General features: G+C 57.3%; 15 protein-coding genes. 12 read left to right on the plus strand and 3 right to left on the minus strand.

Features of this window, described 5'->3' with window-relative positions:
* The 3 genes from MT962_RS02235 (at position 1) to MT962_RS02245 (ending at position 4011) form a co-directional block, all read left to right on the plus strand.
* Positions 1-1659: an alpha-glucosidase gene (locus tag MT962_RS02235; protein WP_247364425.1), complete on the plus strand. Its 1659-nt coding sequence runs from the start codon at positions 1-3 to the stop codon at positions 1657-1659.
* On the plus strand, positions 1659-3332 hold the full coding sequence (locus MT962_RS02240) for an alpha-glucosidase (RefSeq protein ID WP_024555462.1): 1674 nt from the start codon (positions 1659-1661) through the stop codon (positions 3330-3332). Before MT962_RS02235 ends, MT962_RS02240 begins: the two co-directional genes overlap by 1 nt.
* A gap of 394 nt (positions 3333-3726) precedes the next feature.
* On the plus strand, positions 3727-4011 hold the full coding sequence (locus MT962_RS02245) for a hypothetical protein (protein WP_024555461.1): 285 nt from the start codon (positions 3727-3729) through the stop codon (positions 4009-4011).
* 82 nt (positions 4012-4093) lie between these two features.
* Here the strand turns inward: MT962_RS02245 and rna are convergent, their stop codons facing one another.
* Together rna and dcuC are read right to left on the minus strand one after the other, a co-directional pair.
* Positions 4094-4927 (minus strand): ribonuclease I, encoded by an 834-nt coding sequence (gene rna / locus MT962_RS02250; protein ID WP_247364427.1) that lies wholly within the window; start codon positions 4925-4927, stop codon positions 4094-4096.
* A gap of 88 nt (positions 4928-5015) precedes the next feature.
* Positions 5016-6392 (minus strand): anaerobic C4-dicarboxylate transporter DcuC, encoded by a 1377-nt coding sequence (gene dcuC / locus MT962_RS02255; protein WP_247364428.1) that lies wholly within the window; start codon positions 6390-6392, stop codon positions 5016-5018.
* Positions 6393-6771: 379 nt separating this feature from the next.
* Here dcuC and MT962_RS02260 point away from each other — a divergent pair, with 379 nt between their 5' ends.
* The 7 genes from MT962_RS02260 (at position 6772) to cspE (ending at position 14494) form a co-directional block, all read left to right on the plus strand.
* Complete coding sequence (locus MT962_RS02260) at positions 6772-7179, plus strand: hypothetical protein (RefSeq protein WP_024561433.1); 408 nt, start codon at positions 6772-6774, stop codon at positions 7177-7179.
* A 64-nt stretch (positions 7180-7243) separates the two neighbouring features.
* A complete protein-coding gene (locus MT962_RS02265) occupies positions 7244-7570 on the plus strand; it encodes a copper-binding protein (RefSeq protein WP_247364429.1) in 327 nt (108 codons plus the stop codon).
* 12 nt (positions 7571-7582) lie between these two features.
* A complete protein-coding gene (locus MT962_RS02270) occupies positions 7583-8839 on the plus strand; it encodes a TolC family protein (RefSeq protein ID WP_247364430.1) in 1257 nt (418 codons plus the stop codon).
* Positions 8836-10260 (plus strand): efflux RND transporter periplasmic adaptor subunit, encoded by a 1425-nt coding sequence (locus tag MT962_RS02275; protein WP_247364431.1) that lies wholly within the window; start codon positions 8836-8838, stop codon positions 10258-10260. The genes MT962_RS02270 and MT962_RS02275 overlap by 4 nt, the downstream gene beginning before the upstream one ends.
* On the plus strand, positions 10257-13376 hold the full coding sequence (locus tag MT962_RS02280; RefSeq protein WP_247364434.1) for an efflux RND transporter permease subunit: 3120 nt from the start codon (positions 10257-10259) through the stop codon (positions 13374-13376). Before MT962_RS02275 ends, MT962_RS02280 begins: the two co-directional genes overlap by 4 nt.
* A 160-nt stretch (positions 13377-13536) precedes the next feature.
* Positions 13537-14097 carry a lipid IV(A) palmitoyltransferase PagP gene (pagP, locus tag MT962_RS02285; protein ID WP_051390626.1) on the plus strand — a complete coding sequence of 187 codons (561 nt, stop codon included), beginning with the start codon at positions 13537-13539 and terminating at the stop codon, positions 14095-14097.
* A gap of 187 nt (positions 14098-14284) precedes the next feature.
* Positions 14285-14494, plus strand: a complete 210-nt coding sequence (cspE, locus tag MT962_RS02290; RefSeq protein ID WP_002439184.1) for a transcription antiterminator/RNA stability regulator CspE — start codon at positions 14285-14287, stop codon at positions 14492-14494.
* A 221-nt stretch (positions 14495-14715) separates the two neighbouring features.
* On the opposite strand, the gene crcB is transcribed toward cspE, so the two are convergent.
* A complete protein-coding gene (gene crcB / locus MT962_RS02295; protein ID WP_247364437.1) occupies positions 14716-15099 on the minus strand; it encodes a fluoride efflux transporter CrcB in 384 nt (127 codons plus the stop codon).
* 104 nt (positions 15100-15203) lie between these two features.
* Here crcB and MT962_RS02300 point away from each other — a divergent pair, with 104 nt between their 5' ends.
* Both MT962_RS02300 and tatE read left to right on the plus strand, forming a co-directional pair.
* The gene (locus tag MT962_RS02300) at positions 15204-15992 is read left to right on the plus strand and encodes a deaminated glutathione amidase (protein ID WP_247364441.1); all 789 of its coding nucleotides are present in this window, start codon (positions 15204-15206) and stop codon (positions 15990-15992) included.
* Between the two features lie 127 nt (positions 15993-16119).
* Positions 16120-16323 (plus strand): twin-arginine translocase subunit TatE, encoded by a 204-nt coding sequence (tatE, locus tag MT962_RS02305; protein WP_024551844.1) that lies wholly within the window; start codon positions 16120-16122, stop codon positions 16321-16323.
* Positions 16324-16393: the final 70 nt, after the last annotated feature.

Genomic DNA, 16393 nt, shown 5'->3' on the forward strand with positions numbered 1-16393 from the left:
ATGAAAGCAATCGACAAGAAATGGTGGCACAACGCGGTGGTCTACCAGATTTACCCGCGCAGTTTTATGGACGCCAATGGCGACGGCGTGGGCGATCTGGCAGGCATCATCAGCAAACTCGACTATCTCCAGCAGCTTGGCATTAACCTTATCTGGCTCTCCCCGGTTTACAAATCGCCGATGGATGACAACGGATATGACATCTCTGATTACGACGATATCGCCGACGAGTTCGGCACCCTGGAGGAGATGGAGCGGCTGATTCAGGAAGCGAAGGCGCGCGATATCCATATTCTGATGGATCTCGTGGTGAACCATACCTCGGACGAACATCCCTGGTTTATTGAAGCGAAAAAGGGCACGGATAACCCTTACCGCGATTTTTACATCTGGCGCAAACCGGCGCCGGACGGCGGGCCGCCCAATGACTTCCGCTCCTATTTTGGCGGCAGCGGTTGGGCGTATGACGAGGCGAGCGGCGAATATTATCTGCATCAATTTTCAGTGCGTCAGCCCGATCTCAACTGGGACAACCCCCGCGTGCATGAAGAGGTGCATGCCATGATGAACCGCTGGCTCGATCGCGGCATCGGCGGTTTTCGCATGGACGTTATCGATCTTATCGGCAAAGAGGTCGATAAGCAGATCATGGCCAACGGCAAAAACCTGCACCTGTTGATCCGCCAGATGAACCGCGCCACGTTCGGCCCGCGCGATTCCATTACCGTCGGGGAAACCTGGAGCGCCACGCCGGAGGATGCGCTGCTCTACAGCGACCCGGAGCGGGAAGAGCTTTCCATGGTCTTTCAGTTCGACCATATCAAGCAAACCTGGGATGAAGTGCACGGCAAATGGCGCAGCCGGCCGTTTGAGCTTTGGCGTTTCAAGCAGAGCATTGACACCTGGCAGACGGCGCTCGCCGACCGCGGCTGGAACTCGCTTTTCTGGAGCAACCACGACCTGCCGCGCGCGGTGTCGAAATTCGGCAATGATGGCGAATACCGCGAAGTGTCCGCCAAAATGCTCGCCACCGCGCTGCACTGTCTGAAAGGGACGCCCTATATCTATCAGGGCGAAGAGATAGGCATGACCAACGTGCGCTTCTCGACTCTTGAAGAGTACCGCGACATCGAAAGCCTGAACCTTTACCGCGAGCGCGTGGCAAGCGGGGTGGCTCACGATGAAATGATGACCGGCATCTACGCCAACGGGCGCGACAACGCCCGCACGCCGATGCAGTGGGACGCCAGCCCCAACGCGGGCTTCACCACCGGCACGCCGTGGCTCGGGGTGAACCCCAACTATGAAACCATCAACGTCGCCCAGGCGCTCAGCGAGCCGGACTCCATTCTCTGGCACTACCAGAAGCTGGTGGCGCTGCGTAAGCAGTATCCGATACTGGTCTATGGCGATTATCAAATGCTCTTTGCCGACCACCCGGAAGTGTTTGCCTGGGTGCGCCGCTACGAGGGCGAACTGCTGTTGGTCATTAACAACTTTTTCGGCAACCACCTCACGCTGCCCATTCCTGAGCAGATGCAGAGCTGGCACGGCGACTGTTTAATCAGCAACTACGCGCCCCGTGATCAGCTGGCCGTGAGCCTGGAGTTACAGCCGTATGAATCTTTTGCGCTGCTTATTCGTAATGGGGAGGCTTAATGGGTGAGGCAATCACGCCGGTGCGCGAGCGCTGGTGGAAAGAAGCGGTGGCTTATCAGGTCTATCCGCGCAGCTTTAAGGACAGCAATGGCGACGGCATCGGCGATTTAAACGGCGTGACCGAAAAGCTGGATTACTTAAAAGATCTTGGCATCGATCTCATCTGGATCTGTCCGATGTATCGCTCGCCGAACGACGATAATGGCTACGACATCAGCGATTATCACGCCATTATGGAAGAGTTCGGCACCATGGCTGATTTCGACCGTCTGCTGGAAGAGACGCACGCGCGCGGCATGCGGCTTATCCTTGACCTGGTGGTGAACCACACCTCCGATGAACACCCGTGGTTTCTTGAATCACGCGCATCGAAAGATAACCCGAAGCGCGACTGGTATATCTGGCGCGACGGCAAAAACGGCGCGGAGCCGAATAACTGGGAATCCATCTTCAGCGGCTCCGCCTGGGAGTATGACGAGACGACCAACCAGTATTTCATGCACCTCTTTAGCCGCAAACAGCCCGATCTCAACTGGGAAAACCGCGAGATGCGCACGGCGGTCTACGAAATGATGCGCTGGTGGCTCGACAAAGGCATCGACGGCTTTCGCATCGACGCCATTTCGCACCTGAAAAAAGAGCCGACGCTTGCCGACGTGCCGAACCCGGAGAACTTGCCCTATGCGCCCTCGATGGTCAGCCATCTGAACTATGACGGCCTGCTCGACTATGTGGACGATATCTGCGGCAACGTTTTTAACCACTATGACATCGTGACCGTGGGTGAAATGAACGGCCTGGACGCGGTGCATGCTGAAGAGTGGGTGGGAGAGAACCGCGGGCGGCTCAATATGGTGTTTCAGTTTGAACATGTGCGCCTGTGGGAGCCGCAGGCGGGGCTGCGGCCAACGCCCGCCGTGCTGAAAAAAATCTTCACCAGCTGGCAGGAGGCGCTGGAGGGCAAAGGCTGGAACGCGCTCTACGTGGAGAACCACGACGTAACGCGCATTACCTCGCGCTGGGGCGATACCGAGCATCACTGGCGCGAAAGCGCTACCTGCATCGCGGCGATGTACTTTCTGATGCAGGGCACCCCTTTTATCTACCAGGGGCAGGAAATCGGCATGACCAATACCCGCTTTGCGAGTCTTGCCGATTTCGACGACGTGTCGGCGAAAAACAAAGCCAAAGACCTTAAGCGGATGGGGATGAGCGATGCGGAAATTATTGCGTTTCTTACCCGCACCGGGCGCGATAACTCGCGCACGCCGATGCAGTGGGACAGCTCGCCGCACGCGGGCTTCAGCACCCACCAGCCCTGGCTTAAGGTAAACCCGAATTTTGAAATGATTAACGTAGAGAACCAGCTGCACGATCCGCAGTCGGTGCTCAACTTCTATCGCCAGATGATCCACCTGCGCAAGCGGGAAAAAGCGCTGGTTTATGGCCGCTACGACCTGCTGTTGGACGATCACGAGCAGATTTACGCTTACAGCCGTCTCTACGGCGACGAGCGCTTCGTGGTGCTGTGCAATATGTCGGGCAAGGCGGCAGTCTGGGATGAAGAGGCGTTAACGCTTGAGGGCGCGCAATGCGTGCTGGCGAACGTCGCCGAGTGGGAAGAGGGCTACCGCCTGCGCGCCTGGGAAGCGCGAGTTTATAAATTCAGCTGATTTTCCGGATATTCAGCGGCAGCCAAAGGTTGCCGCGTTTTTATTTCTTATGGCTGTAAACACCCTCACCATCGCATTAATTAAATAATCACATTCAGTAATTATATTGTTTTTGATTAATCTGCTGTGCAAAGTCATTATTTGCGCTGAGTTTGATCTACCTCTAAAGAATTATTCCCTTCGATTTTCCCTTTCGTGACCGATGTTAATACCGCCAGCGTTATATTTCGCGACACTGCCTGCAATTAATAAGCCCTTGCAGGGACAGCCGCGGCGATGCAGCCCGAGCTTATTAGCTTTATCGCCGGGCCCCCCTTTTCCAGGCGCAGATAAAAACAGGTTTCCGCTATACCATCACAGCGGAAAGGCGAAATGACGGTTTAAGGAGTTACCCATGCGTCTTGTTGTGCTAATCGCGGCGACGTTCGCTGCCGCCGCCTTGTGGACGTTGCCTGCCGAGGCGCGGCTTAGTGACGACCAGGTCAAAGCCCAAATGATTAAGGAATCGATAGCGGATTATTCCGGCAACTGCCCGTGCCCTTATAACAGCATGCGCAACGGCCGCAGCTGTGGCGGGCGCAGCGCCTGGAGCCGACCGGGCGGCGAATCGCCGCTGTGCTATAAAGAGGACATTACGCCAGCAATGGTGAAAGCCTGGCGCGAGGCCAACGAGGGATAAAAACGCAAACGCCAGGGCGGCGTTGCGCCGTGCCGCCCTGCAAACGTCTTCGGCTTAACCTCTTGCCGAAGCGCGTCTTGTCTTAATAGCCCACTTCATCCAGCACAAACTGCTTGCCGCAGTTGCCCGGATGCGGCTGCGGGGCAAAAGAGGCGGGCGAGAGCGGGGCGTTGATGCTCGCCGCGTTAAGGGAAATCTGCATTTCGGTCAGGTAGGCAGGGTTGCCGTTGCAGGTGAGTTTCACCGCTTTCACGCTGCCGTTGCCCCAGGCTCTGGCCAGCGCTTTATCAAAATCCGCCCGGCGAATGGTTTTACCGTAGTTGTCGGCAAGGAAAGCACCGAGCGCGCTCTGCTTAATTTCGCCATTCAGGCGCACCATGGCGCCGAAATAGGCGTCCGGGTCGAAGCCGAAGCAGACGCCGTGCTTGGCGTATTCGTAACGCTCAAGACAGGAGTCGCCTCCGGCGCCGGGCATCACTTCGCTCAGGCGTGCGGCGGATTCCAGCGACAGCCCGGTTTCCGCGGCGGCGCATTTTCTGGCAGGGCTTACCATCGGCATATCCGGGATCGGGCGAGTGGCGCAGCCATAGCGCATCCAGCGTCGTTCATCGACGCCCCGCGCGGCGATAGACTTCGGCAGGCCGGGCCACAGGCCGTGCGCGGTCAGGTAAGTGCGCTTATCGTCCTGCTCTTTTTGCGTGCTGCACTCCTGAGGTTCGTCCCGCTTGCGGTCATGCATGCTCTGGCAAAAGCCGGTTTGCCAGGAGAGCGCCAGCACGTAGCGGTCAAAATCCTGATATTTTTGCGCCACCAGCGGCTTCGCTTCCGCTATCAGCGGTTTCGTTTCCGCCGCCTGGGCGATATGCCATCCTGACAACATCAGCCCGCAAAGGGCTACGTTTCGCATCCTGAACATTCTGTTTCTCAATATTTGAAAGCGTTTAATTATTACTATTTATTTAAACACAAAAAGCGCCCACAGGCGCTTTTCATCACGACAGGTGTTACTGCGCAAGCGCGGCGGAAGGCACCAGCAGCTGGGTGGCGATAATCACCACGAGCAGGCCTACGACAACCGGGACTGACGTGCGCTTCACCACTTCAAAAGGCGAGATTTTTGCCATCCCGGCCACTGCGACCACGACGCCTGAAACCGGTGAAATGGTGCGGCCAAGGTTTGAGGCCTGCAGCATAGGAATCGACAGGTAGGCGGGGTTGATGCCGGAGCTGTGGGCAAGTTTCGGGATCATCTCCACGAAGGCATAAAACGGCGCGTTGCCGGAGCCGGTCGTCATGGCGGCGAGCATGGTCAGCGTCACCAGCACCAGCATCAGAATAATGCTGGCGGAGCCAAACGAGGTGGCGATAGAGATAAGGCTTTCGATAAAGCCGATGGCGCTTAACCCCTGAGCGAAAACGCCGGCGGCGACCAGCAGGATCACCACGCCTGCAAACGCGTCCGCCATGCCGCGATAGGCGACCTCAAGCCCGGAAAAGACCTTTTGCGTATTGAAGCCGCGAAAAAATTCGATCAGCGCGCTCAGCAAAATGCACAGCACCAGAATCGTGATGATATGCAGTTGCGGCCCCCATTTGCCGTCGAAAATCAGCACCCCGAGGATAGGCGTAAAGGGCAGGATGGCGTAAAACGACGGCGCCGTGGTTTCGATGTCGCTAACGTCCAGCATCTCGTGGCTTACCTGCTCTTTTTTATCGAGATAGCGCTGCCAGAAAAAGTGAGCAATCGCCATGGCGATAATCGCGGCGATGGAAATCGGCAATGTGGTTTTAAACGCGAAATCGATAAGCGGCATTTCGGCGGCTTTAGCGGCCAGCACCACGTCACCGGAGGTGGGCGAAAGAATGATCGCCGCAGGCGAGGCGCAAATGGCGGCGGCAGCGCCGCGGCTGATGCCGACGTTCACCATCACCGGAAAGAGCGTGGCCATAAGCAACACGCCAAGGCCGGTTGCTGAAGAGACGGCGAGCGACATCAGGCAGGCGACGAAATAGGCGGCAATCATCAGCAGATAAGGGGAGTTGATGTAGCGCAGCGGCTTTGACGCGAGCTTAACCACCATATCGTTCGCGCCGATGTGGGTCATGTAAGCGGCAAATCCGCACAGCATCATAATCATCATGCCGAGATCGCCGCCGCGGCTCATCAGCAAGATTTTGACATATTCGACGATATCGGTGGCGGTATAACCGGTGGACTCGCTGCTGGCCGGTAAAACCTGATGACCCATCAGCGCGCTGATGATTAACAAAAGCAGGCCGCCGACAAATAACACGCCGGTGGCGGAATAGCCTTTAATGATATAACGCGCCACACCGGCAATGACGATGACGCCGATAAAAAGCTCCAGAAGTATTTGCATAAATTCCTCTGCTAATCGCGGCCCGCGACAGGGCGCCCGAATAACAAGTCATAATAAGAAAGGGGGAAGAAACGCAACGAATGTGCCTAAATCTTCAACGCGTTTAGCTGATAAAAATCAACGAAAAGCGTGGTTGCGTGCAATTTTGTACCGTAGCTGAAAAGGTAAGTAAATAATTATACGGGCCAGTTTCACCTAAGGGAGGTTATTAGCGTGCGTCAATTGTTAGCGAAGAGGTAAATAATGTCGTGGGGAAAATGGCCTGAATGTTAATTAAAGGTGTTTTTTAGCGGGCCGTATGCAAAAGCCTTAAAAAGGCGTGTCTAAGTGAATCTCGCCTCGTTATACTCCCGATAATTTCTATTCATAAAGTGAATGTATGCCGACGCTGTTTGCCAGAATCAAAAGTCTGCGCGCGCTCCGTCAGCACCTGTTAAGGCTGCTGCTGGCGCTGGGCTTTTTGTTTATCGGCAGCCAGCTTGCTCTCGCCTCCCATGATTGCGGACTGGCGATTAGCGGCGATACGGTCATGGCGCAGCACATCGGGCATCTGCAAAGCCCGGCGATGCCCGACGCTCATGCCAAATCCCCCGCCTGTGAAAAACACTGCGTGCCGGATCTCGCGCAAAAAGAGACCGTGCATCTCTCTCTTACGGCGCTGCCGGTTGCCGATACGCTGGCTGTGGCGCAGCCGCCTTGCCCGCCCGTTATCGCTTCTCACTGGTCGCTTACCCCTCCCGCAGCAGGGCCGCCGGCAACGCTTCGTTTTTGCCGGTTTCGCGAATAGATCCAGAACTGTCGTGCCTTTACCGGGCTCAGGCCCTTTTATCGACTGAATTCTGGAGAAAATTATGTCTCGCTTACTGCTTTGCATTTTACTGGCGGCCGTTGCCGCGTTGACTTCCTTTTCCGCGTTTACCGCACCGCATCATGATATGCATCAGATGGCGTCAGCTGACGCGCCCGTGTACGCCTCTCAGGGCATTGTGAAGAAGGCGGACGCGCAAAGCGTCGCTATCGCCCATCAGGCTATTCCCGCGCTTAACTGGCCGCCGATGACCATGACGTTCGCCCAGCCCGCCACGCCGGTGGCGCTAAAACCGGGCGATGCCGTGGCGTTCACCTTCCGCCAGACGGCCGGGGGATATCAGCTCCTTTCCGCAACGCCTGCGAAGTAAAACGGAGGCGTAATGAAATCAACAACCCTGAGCCTCTGGCTCGCAGGGGGCGTGCTCGCCTGCGTCTGTTTCGCCGCAGAGGCGGCGCCGTGGACGCTGGAGCAAACCCTGAGCGCCGCACAGCGCTACTCCGCCGGGCTTTCCGCCAGCCGCAACGAAGAGCGCGCCTGGCGCGCCATGGCGGACTCGGCGCGCGAACTGCCGGACCCGAAACTGAAAGTGGGTATTGAAAACGTCCCGGTGGAGGGCGGCAATGCCCGTCGCTTCACCCGCGACGGCATGACCATGCAGCGTATCGGCGTAATGCAGGAGTATGTCAGCGGCGAAAAGCGCGAACGTAAAGCCCAGACCCTTATCGCCGAATCTGCCAGCGTCCGGGCCAAAGCGGATGTCATTCTCGCCGCCCTGCAACGCGATGCGGCGCAGGCCTGGCTTGATCTCGCCCTGTCGCAAAAAGCGCTGCAGGCGGCGCAACGGCTGGTCGTGGAAACCGAACGCCAGCTGCCCGCACAAAAAGCGGGGGTCGGCGCCGGGGAAACGTCCGCCGCTTCCGTGGTGGAGCTGCAGATGGCGCTGGCGGCGCTTCGCGATAATGTCACCCTTGCTGAGCGCGACGTTACGCTTGCCAGAACGCGGCTGCTGCAATTAACGGGCGAGGAGATTACTGACGTGCGCGGTCCGCTGCCGCGCTATCAGCGGTTGCCCGCCGACCCTGCCGCGCTTGAACAGGCGGTCGCGCAGCACCCGGAGCTTGCGCTCGCCGCACGGGAAGCGGAGGTTGCGAAAGCCCGCTCCGCCCAGTCTGCGGTGGCGGCAAAACCGGATGTGGGCGTGGAGGTGTGGTATGGCAAACGTGCACAACGGGAAGAGGATATGGCGGGCATTATGGTGACCGTCGATCTGCCGCTGTTCCAGGGGCACCGCCAGCAAAAGGATTACGCCGCCGATCTCTCCCGCGCCTATGAGGCGAACGACAAGCTGGCGCAGGTGACGAGGGATGAGATAGCCCGGGTGCGCACGCTGCTTGCGGAGTATCAGGCTGCGCAGACGCTCTGGACTCGTCAGCGGCAGGAGATAGTTCCGCTGCAGCGCCAGCGGCTCGCTTTGCTGGAGGCGCAATATCGCGCAGGGGAAAGCGATATTGCCGCCGTGCTGGCGGCGCGGCGCGACGTGCTGAACAGCGAAACCAGCGCCATCAGCGCCGAAAAGACACTCGCCAGCCGCTGGGTTGCCCTTCGTTACCTCACTCCCGAGGCGTTAGCACAATGAAAAAATTAACCTTAAGCGCGTTAGCGCTCTCTCTGTTTATGGCGGCGGCGGGCTACTGGGCTGGTCGTGAGCAAGCATCTGAAGGCGCAAGCCAGAAGGCGGAGCGCCAGGTGCTCTACTGGTATGACCCCATGGTGCCAGGCCAGCGTTTCGATAAGCCAGGCAAGTCGCCTTTTATGGAAATGGATTTGGTGCCGCGCTACGCCGATGAAGAGACGCAGCAGGGCGGTGTGACAGTGGACGCCCGCCAGCAGCAAAACCTTGGCATGCGCACCGCGCCAGTCGAGCGGCGCGCGCTGGCGTCGCCTTTCTCCGCTTTCGCGACCGTGGAGCAGGATGAGCGCAGCGTGGAGGTGGTGCCCGCTACGGCGACCGGCTTGGTGGAAAAACTTTTTGTTCGCGCGACGGGGCAACAGGTTAAAGCGGGAGAGCCGTTGGCAAGACTCTGGATCCCGCAGTGGACGGCGGCCCAGCAGGCTTATCTGGCGGTGCGGCAGCTTGGCGACTCTGCGCTGAGCAATGCCGCTCGCGAACGGTTGGCGCTGCAGTTTATGCCTCAGGAGGTGATCGCGCTCGTTGAGCGCAGCGGCAAACCGCAACCGCGCGTGACCCTGCGGGCCAGCCGGAATGGGTATGTCACAAAACTTGAAACGCGGGAAGGGGCGCAGGTAGCGGCGACCGCGCCGCTGTTTGAGCTAGCAGGCCTGGACTCTGTCTGGCTGGTGGTGGATTACCCCGCCTCGCAAACGCTGGAGCCCGCGAGCGAAGTGGTCGCCCGCAGTGAAAGCTGGCCGGGCGAGTGGTTTACCGGTCGCGTAAGCGAACTGTTGCCGACGCTTGAGAGCGGAACGCGCACGCGAAAAGCGCGGGTGGTGTTGGATAACCCGCAGCAAAAGCTGCGGCCCGGCATGTATCTCACTGTGCAACGCGCTAAGGAAACGGCGGTTCCCTCCCGGCTGGCTATTCCCGAAGAGGCGCTCATCGAGACCAGCAACGGCGGTCGGGTGCTGGTGGCGCAGGAGGGGGGACGCTTTGCGCCGGTTAACGTGACGACTGGCGTGCATAGCGACGGTTTTGTGGAAGTGCTTGCCGGACTCAAGGAAGGAGAGCGAGTGGTCACTTCCGGTCAGTTCCTTATCGATTCCGAAGCGAGTTTGCGCAGCGCGCTGCCGCAAGAGGCTGCCATGAGCGCAAGCTATGCCGGCGAGGGCGTAGTGAAAGCGCTGGAAGCTGACAGCGTCACCCTCGCGCATGGCCCCATTGCGGCGCTTAACTGGGGGGCGATGACCATGGATTTCGCGCTTGCGCGCCCCGTTACGGGAATACAGGTAGGGGACAAGGTGACGTTTCATTTTACCGTTGATGAGAAAGCGGGAGCCGTGATTACCCACCTCATGCCTGCCGGGGAGGCGAAGCCATGATCGCGCTTGTTATTCGCTGGTCGCTGAAAAACCGTCTGCTGGTGCTGCTGGCGACGCTGGGGCTGGCCATTTGGGGCATCTGGTCTCTCATGCGGGCGCCGCTGGACGCCTTGCCCGATCTCTCGGATGTGCAGGTCATTGTGCGGGTGAGTTACCCGGGAAAAGCGCCGCAGATTGTAGAAGATCAGGTGACCTATCCGCTTACCACCACCATGCTCTCAGTGCCGGGCGCGAAGACCGTGCGCGGCTTTTCGATGTTTGGCGACGCCTATATTTACATCCTGTTTGAAGACGGCACCGATCTCTACTGGGCGCGATCGCGGGTGCTTGAGTATTTAAGCCAGGTGCAGTCGCAATTGCCCGCCCAGGCGAAAGCCTCGCTCGGGCCGGATGCCACCGGGGTAGGCTGGGTTTACGAATACGCGCTGGTGGATCGCAGCGGCACACATAGCCTTGCCGATCTGCGCTCGTTGCAGGAGTGGACACTGAGGTATGAACTCAAAACCGTTCCCAATGTGGCTGAAGTGGCGAGCGTGGGCGGGATGGTGCGCCAGTATCAGGTCGTTCTGCTGCCCGAGAAGTTGCGCGCGTTAAGCATCACGCATCAGCAAGTTATCGACGCCATACAAAGCGGCAACCAGGCGAGCGGCGGCGCGGTAGTAGAGATGGGCGAAGCGGAATATATGGTGCGCTCCACGGGCTATATTCAGAGCCTTGATGATTTGCGCGACACGGTGGTGATAAACCGCAACGGCGTGCCGGTGATGCTTGGCGATGTCGCCACCCTGCGTCATGGTCCGGAGATACGGCGCGGCGTGGCGGAGCTGAATGGCGAAGGGGAGGCGACGGGCGGCATCATCGTCATGCGTTACGGTAAAAACGCGCTGGAGACGATTCACGCTGTGAAGGCGAAGCTTGCTGATATTCAGCGCACGCTGCCGCAAGGCTTGGAGATTGTGCCGGTATATGACCGCTCGACGCTTATCGGACACGCTATCGACACGCTCACCCATAAACTTATCGAAGAGTTTATTGTGGTCGCGCTGGTCTGCACCCTGTTTCTGTTCCACTTTCGCTCGGCGCTGGTGGCCATGGTTTCACTGCCGCTCGGGATCCTGGGCGCTTTCGTGGTGATGCATTACCAGGGCATTAACGCCAACATCATGTCGCTTGGCGGCATCGCTATCGCTATTGGCGCGATGGTCGACGGCGCCATCGTGATGATTGAAAACATGCATAAAGTGCTTGAGCACTGGCGGCGGGAGCATCCGGAGCAGGAGCCGCGCGGCGGCGACTACTGGCGTATCGCCGCTGAGGCGTCGGCAGAAGTCGGGCCTGCGCTGTTCTGCAGCCTGCTGATTATTACGCTCTCGTTTATTCCGGTCTTTTCGCTGGAAGCGCAGGAGGGGCGTATGTTTTCGCCGCTCGCCTTTACCAAAACCTGGTCGATGGCCGTCGCTGCCGGGCTTGCGATTACGCTTGTGCCTGTGCTGATGGGCGCGTTTATTCGCGGGCGCATTCGTACAGAAAAAGAAAACCCGCTTAACCGCTGGCTTATCGCCGCCTACGAGCCGTTGCTCAATAAAGCGCTGGCCTGGCCGAAAGCGACGCTGGCGCTGGCATTGGCCCTGCTGCTGGTTACGCTGTGGCCGCTCAGCCGTCTCGGCAGCGAGTTTCTGCCGCCGCTGGATGAAGGCGATTTGCTCTACATGCCCTCCACGCTGCCCGGGATCTCGGCCCGCGAAGCGGCCCGACTGCTTCAGCAGACCGACCGGCTTATTAAAACGGTGCCGGAGGTAGAGAGCGTATTCGGCAAGGCGGGGCGGGCGGAGACGGCGACCGACCCGGCGCCGCTCACGATGCTTGAAACCACCATTCGCTTTAAGCCGCGCGCGCAGTGGCGTGCTGGTATGACCATGGACAGGCTGGTTGAGGAGCTGGACCGCGTGGTGCAGGTGCCCGGCATCGCTAACGTTTGGGTGCCGCCTATCCGCAACCGCCTCGATATGCTGGCGACGGGGATTAAAAGTCCGGTGGGCATTAAGGTCAACGGCAATTCGCTTGCGGATATTGAACGGGTGGCGCAGCAGATAGAACAGGCGGTGAAAAATGTGCCAGGGGTAACCTCAGCCCTGGCGGAAAGGCTGACGGGCGGACGCTACGTTGATATTTCCATCGACAGACGCAAAGCCGCGCGCTATGGCGTTTCGGTAAAAGAGTTGCAATCGATGGTGGAGAGCCTGGTCGGCGGTGACAATATTGCGCAAACGGTGGAGGGGCGGGAGCGCTACCCCATTAACGTTCGCTATCCGCGCGAATGGCGCGACAATGTGCAGAAGCTGCGCGAGTTGCCTGTAGTGACCGCAGGCGGCGCGCAGGTGACGCTGGGCGAGCTGGCGGAGGTAGCCCTTGTTGAAGGGCCGCCGATGCTGAGAAGCGAAAATGCGCGTCTTTCCAGTTGGGTGTTCGTTGACCTGCGCGGGCGTGATTTGCGCTCTGCCGTCGTCGCCATGCAGCAGGCCGTTGCGCAGCAGGTGAAACTGCCGCAGGGGGTGACGCTTGCCTGGTCGGGGCAATTTGAATATCTGGAGCGCGCCGCGGAAAAGCTGAAAATTGTCCTGCCGTTCACCTTACTGATTATTTTTATTCTGCTTTATATTACTTTTGGACGACTGAGCGATGCCCTGATAATTATGGGAACGCTGCCATTTTCGCTTATTGGCGGCATCTGGCTGCTCTGGTTGCTCGGATATAATCTTTCCGTTGCCGGGGCGGTGGGTTTTATCGCGCTGGCAGGCGTTGCGGCGGAATTTGGCGTTATTATGGTGCTTTACCTTAATCAGGCGATGCAGAAACAACGTACTTCGCAGGCGTCTGAAAATCAGGAACATATTAAAGCCGCAATTCATGAAGGCGCGGTGCTACGGGTGCGGCCCAAGGCGATGACGGTCGCCACCATAATGGCGGGGCTATTGCCCATCATGTGGGGCGACGGAAGCGGCGCAGAGGTGATGCGCCGCATCGCTGCGCCGATGATAGGCGGCATGGTAACCGCGCCGCTGCTTTCCATGCTGGTTATTCCCGCGCTCTATTTTCTTCTCCATCGAAATAAATAGTTTTTGACCGCTCCGCAAGGGGCGGTTTTTAGCGTCTCAGGGAAAGCGGGGGCGCTATGCTAAGCTGGTTTCGGATTAAGCTTGCTGCGGTTAAGGCATTATTTAGTTAGCCTTTGGTAAGGTTAGCCTGAAACATATTTTATAAGTAAGAACTTAATTGATGAAAAAAGCAGTAACCCTTCTTATTCCTCTCTTGTTTTCATTTGATAACGCCAGCGCAGCGGAAAACAAACGCCTGCCTAAGCCTTTTACCACGCTCAAGAAAAATATTGCGCAAACGTGGGGTGAGCCTGCGCACTATGACGGCTATCTGCCCGTTATCACCTGGCATGCGCGCTTCGCATACGATAAAGAGAAAACCGACAGGTACAATGAGCGTCCCTGGGGCGCCGGTTTCGGCCAGTCGCGCTGGGATGAAAAAGGCAACTGGCATGGGCTGTACGCGATGGCGTTTAAAGATTCTTTTAACCACTGGGAACCCATCGCCGGCTATGGCTGGGAAGCCACGTGGCGCCCGCTTGCGGATGATAATTTCCGGCTTGGGCTTGGCTACACCGTGGGCGTAACGATGCGCGAAAACTGGAATTACATCCCGATTCCATTGGCATTGCCCCTGGCGTCGGTAGGATACGGACCGGCGACGTTTCAGATGACTTACATTCCCGGAACCTATAACAACGGCAACGTCTACTTTGCCTGGTTGCGGCTTACGTTTCAGTAACCTAAAAAAAATTTGGCCTACGTCACACTTTAAACCCTGAAAAAACAAGGGTTAAAAGCGGGGTGGAAAAAAAGTTGGCGACTTTTATCACTTTTTAGCAAAGTTCGACTGGACAAAAGCCATCACAATTGATGTACTGATACCCGACACAGCATTTGTGTCGTTTTTTCATGTAAAGGTAATTTTGATGTCTAAGATTAAAGGTAACGTTAAGTGGTTTAATGAATCCAAAGGCTTTGGTTTCATCACTCCGGAAGATGGCAGCAAAGATGTGTTCGTACACTTCTCTGCAATCCAGAGCAATGGTTTCAAAACTCTGGCTGAAGGTCAGCGCGTTGAGTTCGAAATCACTAACGGTGCCAAAGGCCCTTCTGCTGCTAACGTAATCGCTCTGTAAGCGTCAGCAAGAATTTCAAAACCCGCCCACTGGCGGGTTTTTTTATGCCTCTTTTTGGCAGCCATCAATAAAACAAAAACGTTTTTAAGAAGGCGGCGACGACCAGTACGCTTAGCAGTACGGCCCCCAGGCTTTGCAAATTCTCTTTCATGGCGACACCTCAAAATGACGATGCCGCCATGGTGGCAGAGAAAGATTAAGGCTGGATTAAGAAGGCGGCGTTAATGGGCGCTGGCGGTGGAAAAGATCCAGAATGCGATCGCCGTCATCATAAACGAACCCGCCAGGTTTACCGCCACGTTCAAGGCGGCCCAGCCAAAACGTCCTTGCTGCAATAAAAACACCACTTCCGCGGAGAAGGTGGAAAAGGTGGTTAAGCCGCCGCAAAAGCCAGTGGTGATAAGCAGCTTCCACACAGGATCGATATGCGTCAGGCGGTTAAACCAGGCAAGCCCTGCGCCGATAATGAATGCGCCAGCCAGGTTTGCCGTCAGCGTGCCAAGCGGAATGGCATGATGCAGCGGATTAAGGCGCAGGCTTAGCCACCAGCGCAGCACGCTGCCCGTGCCGCCGCCAATAAAAACGGCCAATAAAATATTTACCACGTTAAGATCCATCAGCAGAAATTTCAGAAACTAAAGTCTACCGCCGCTCCGCACAGCCTGGCTATCCCCGATATACTCGTTAAAAAAGCGCACGGGAGAAAATAATGAAAATCGCTGTTGGGCAGTTCGCCGTTACGCCGCACTGGCAGAAAAACGCGCTGACCTGTGTGGAGATGATGGCTAAAGCGGCAAAACAGGGCGCCGATTTGCTGGTCTTGCCGGAGGCGCTGCTGGCGCGTGAAGACAGCGACCCGGATTTATCCGTGAAATCAGCGCAGACGCTGGATGGCGAGTACATACGCATATTGCGCGAGGAGAGCCGTAAGAACGCGCTCACGACGCTTTTGACGGTGCATGTACCCACGACCAGCGGAAGAGCGGCAAACACGCTGCTGGCGCTTAAGTGCGGCAAAATTATCGCACGGTACGAAAAGCTCCATTTGTACGATGCGTTTTCGGTACAAGAGTCGCGATGTGTCGACGCCGGTGAAACCGTTCCTCCGCTGATTGAAGTCGCGGGCATCAAAGTCGGATTAATGACATGTTATGACCTGCGCTTTCCTGAGTTGGCGCTAAGCCTGGCGTTAGCTGGCGCTGAGGTGTTGGCGTTGCCCGCCGCCTGGGTACGCGGCCCGCATAAAGAGCATCACTGGGCGACGCTGCTTGCCGCCAGGGCGCTTGATACAACCTGTTATCTGGCGGCGGCGGGCGAGTGCGGCAATAAGAATATTGGCCATAGCCGGATAGTAGACCCCTTCGGCATTACCATCGCCGCCGCCGCCGAGGAGCCGGAGATGATTTTTGCTGAGATTTCTTCGCAGCGGGTTGCGCAGGTGCGGGAAAGATTACCGGTGCTAAAAAACCGGCGCTTCGCTCCACCGAGTCTGTTGTGATGTTTTTTTACGCAACGCTTGATTCACCTTGTTACAGATTGCTATTGTGTGTCGGGCTCAAATGTCCGTTAATAAGTGCGGGCTTTCGGGTGGCCATTTAAGCGCCAGTTTTTTAAAGAAGGTATGTATGGGTGAAATTAGTATTACTAAGCTTCTGGTGATCGCCGCGCTGGTGATCCTGCTGTTTGGTACCAAAAAGTTGCGCACGCTGGGCGGTGACCTTGGCGCTGCAATCAAAGGCTTTAAGAAAGCGATGAACGACGACGACGCCAGCGCGAAAAACGCCCCGGCGGCTGACGCGTCCGCAGAGCGTCTCTCTCACAAAGAGTAACTGCGTACTGCCCGTTTAAGGGTATAAAAAAACCGGCGCTAAGCGGCCGGTTTTTTTGTGGGTGAAAGCC

Source organism: Franconibacter sp. IITDAS19 (assembly GCF_023079515.1).
In the GTDB taxonomy this organism is placed as follows: Bacteria; Pseudomonadota; Gammaproteobacteria; order Enterobacterales; family Enterobacteriaceae; genus Franconibacter; species Franconibacter pulveris.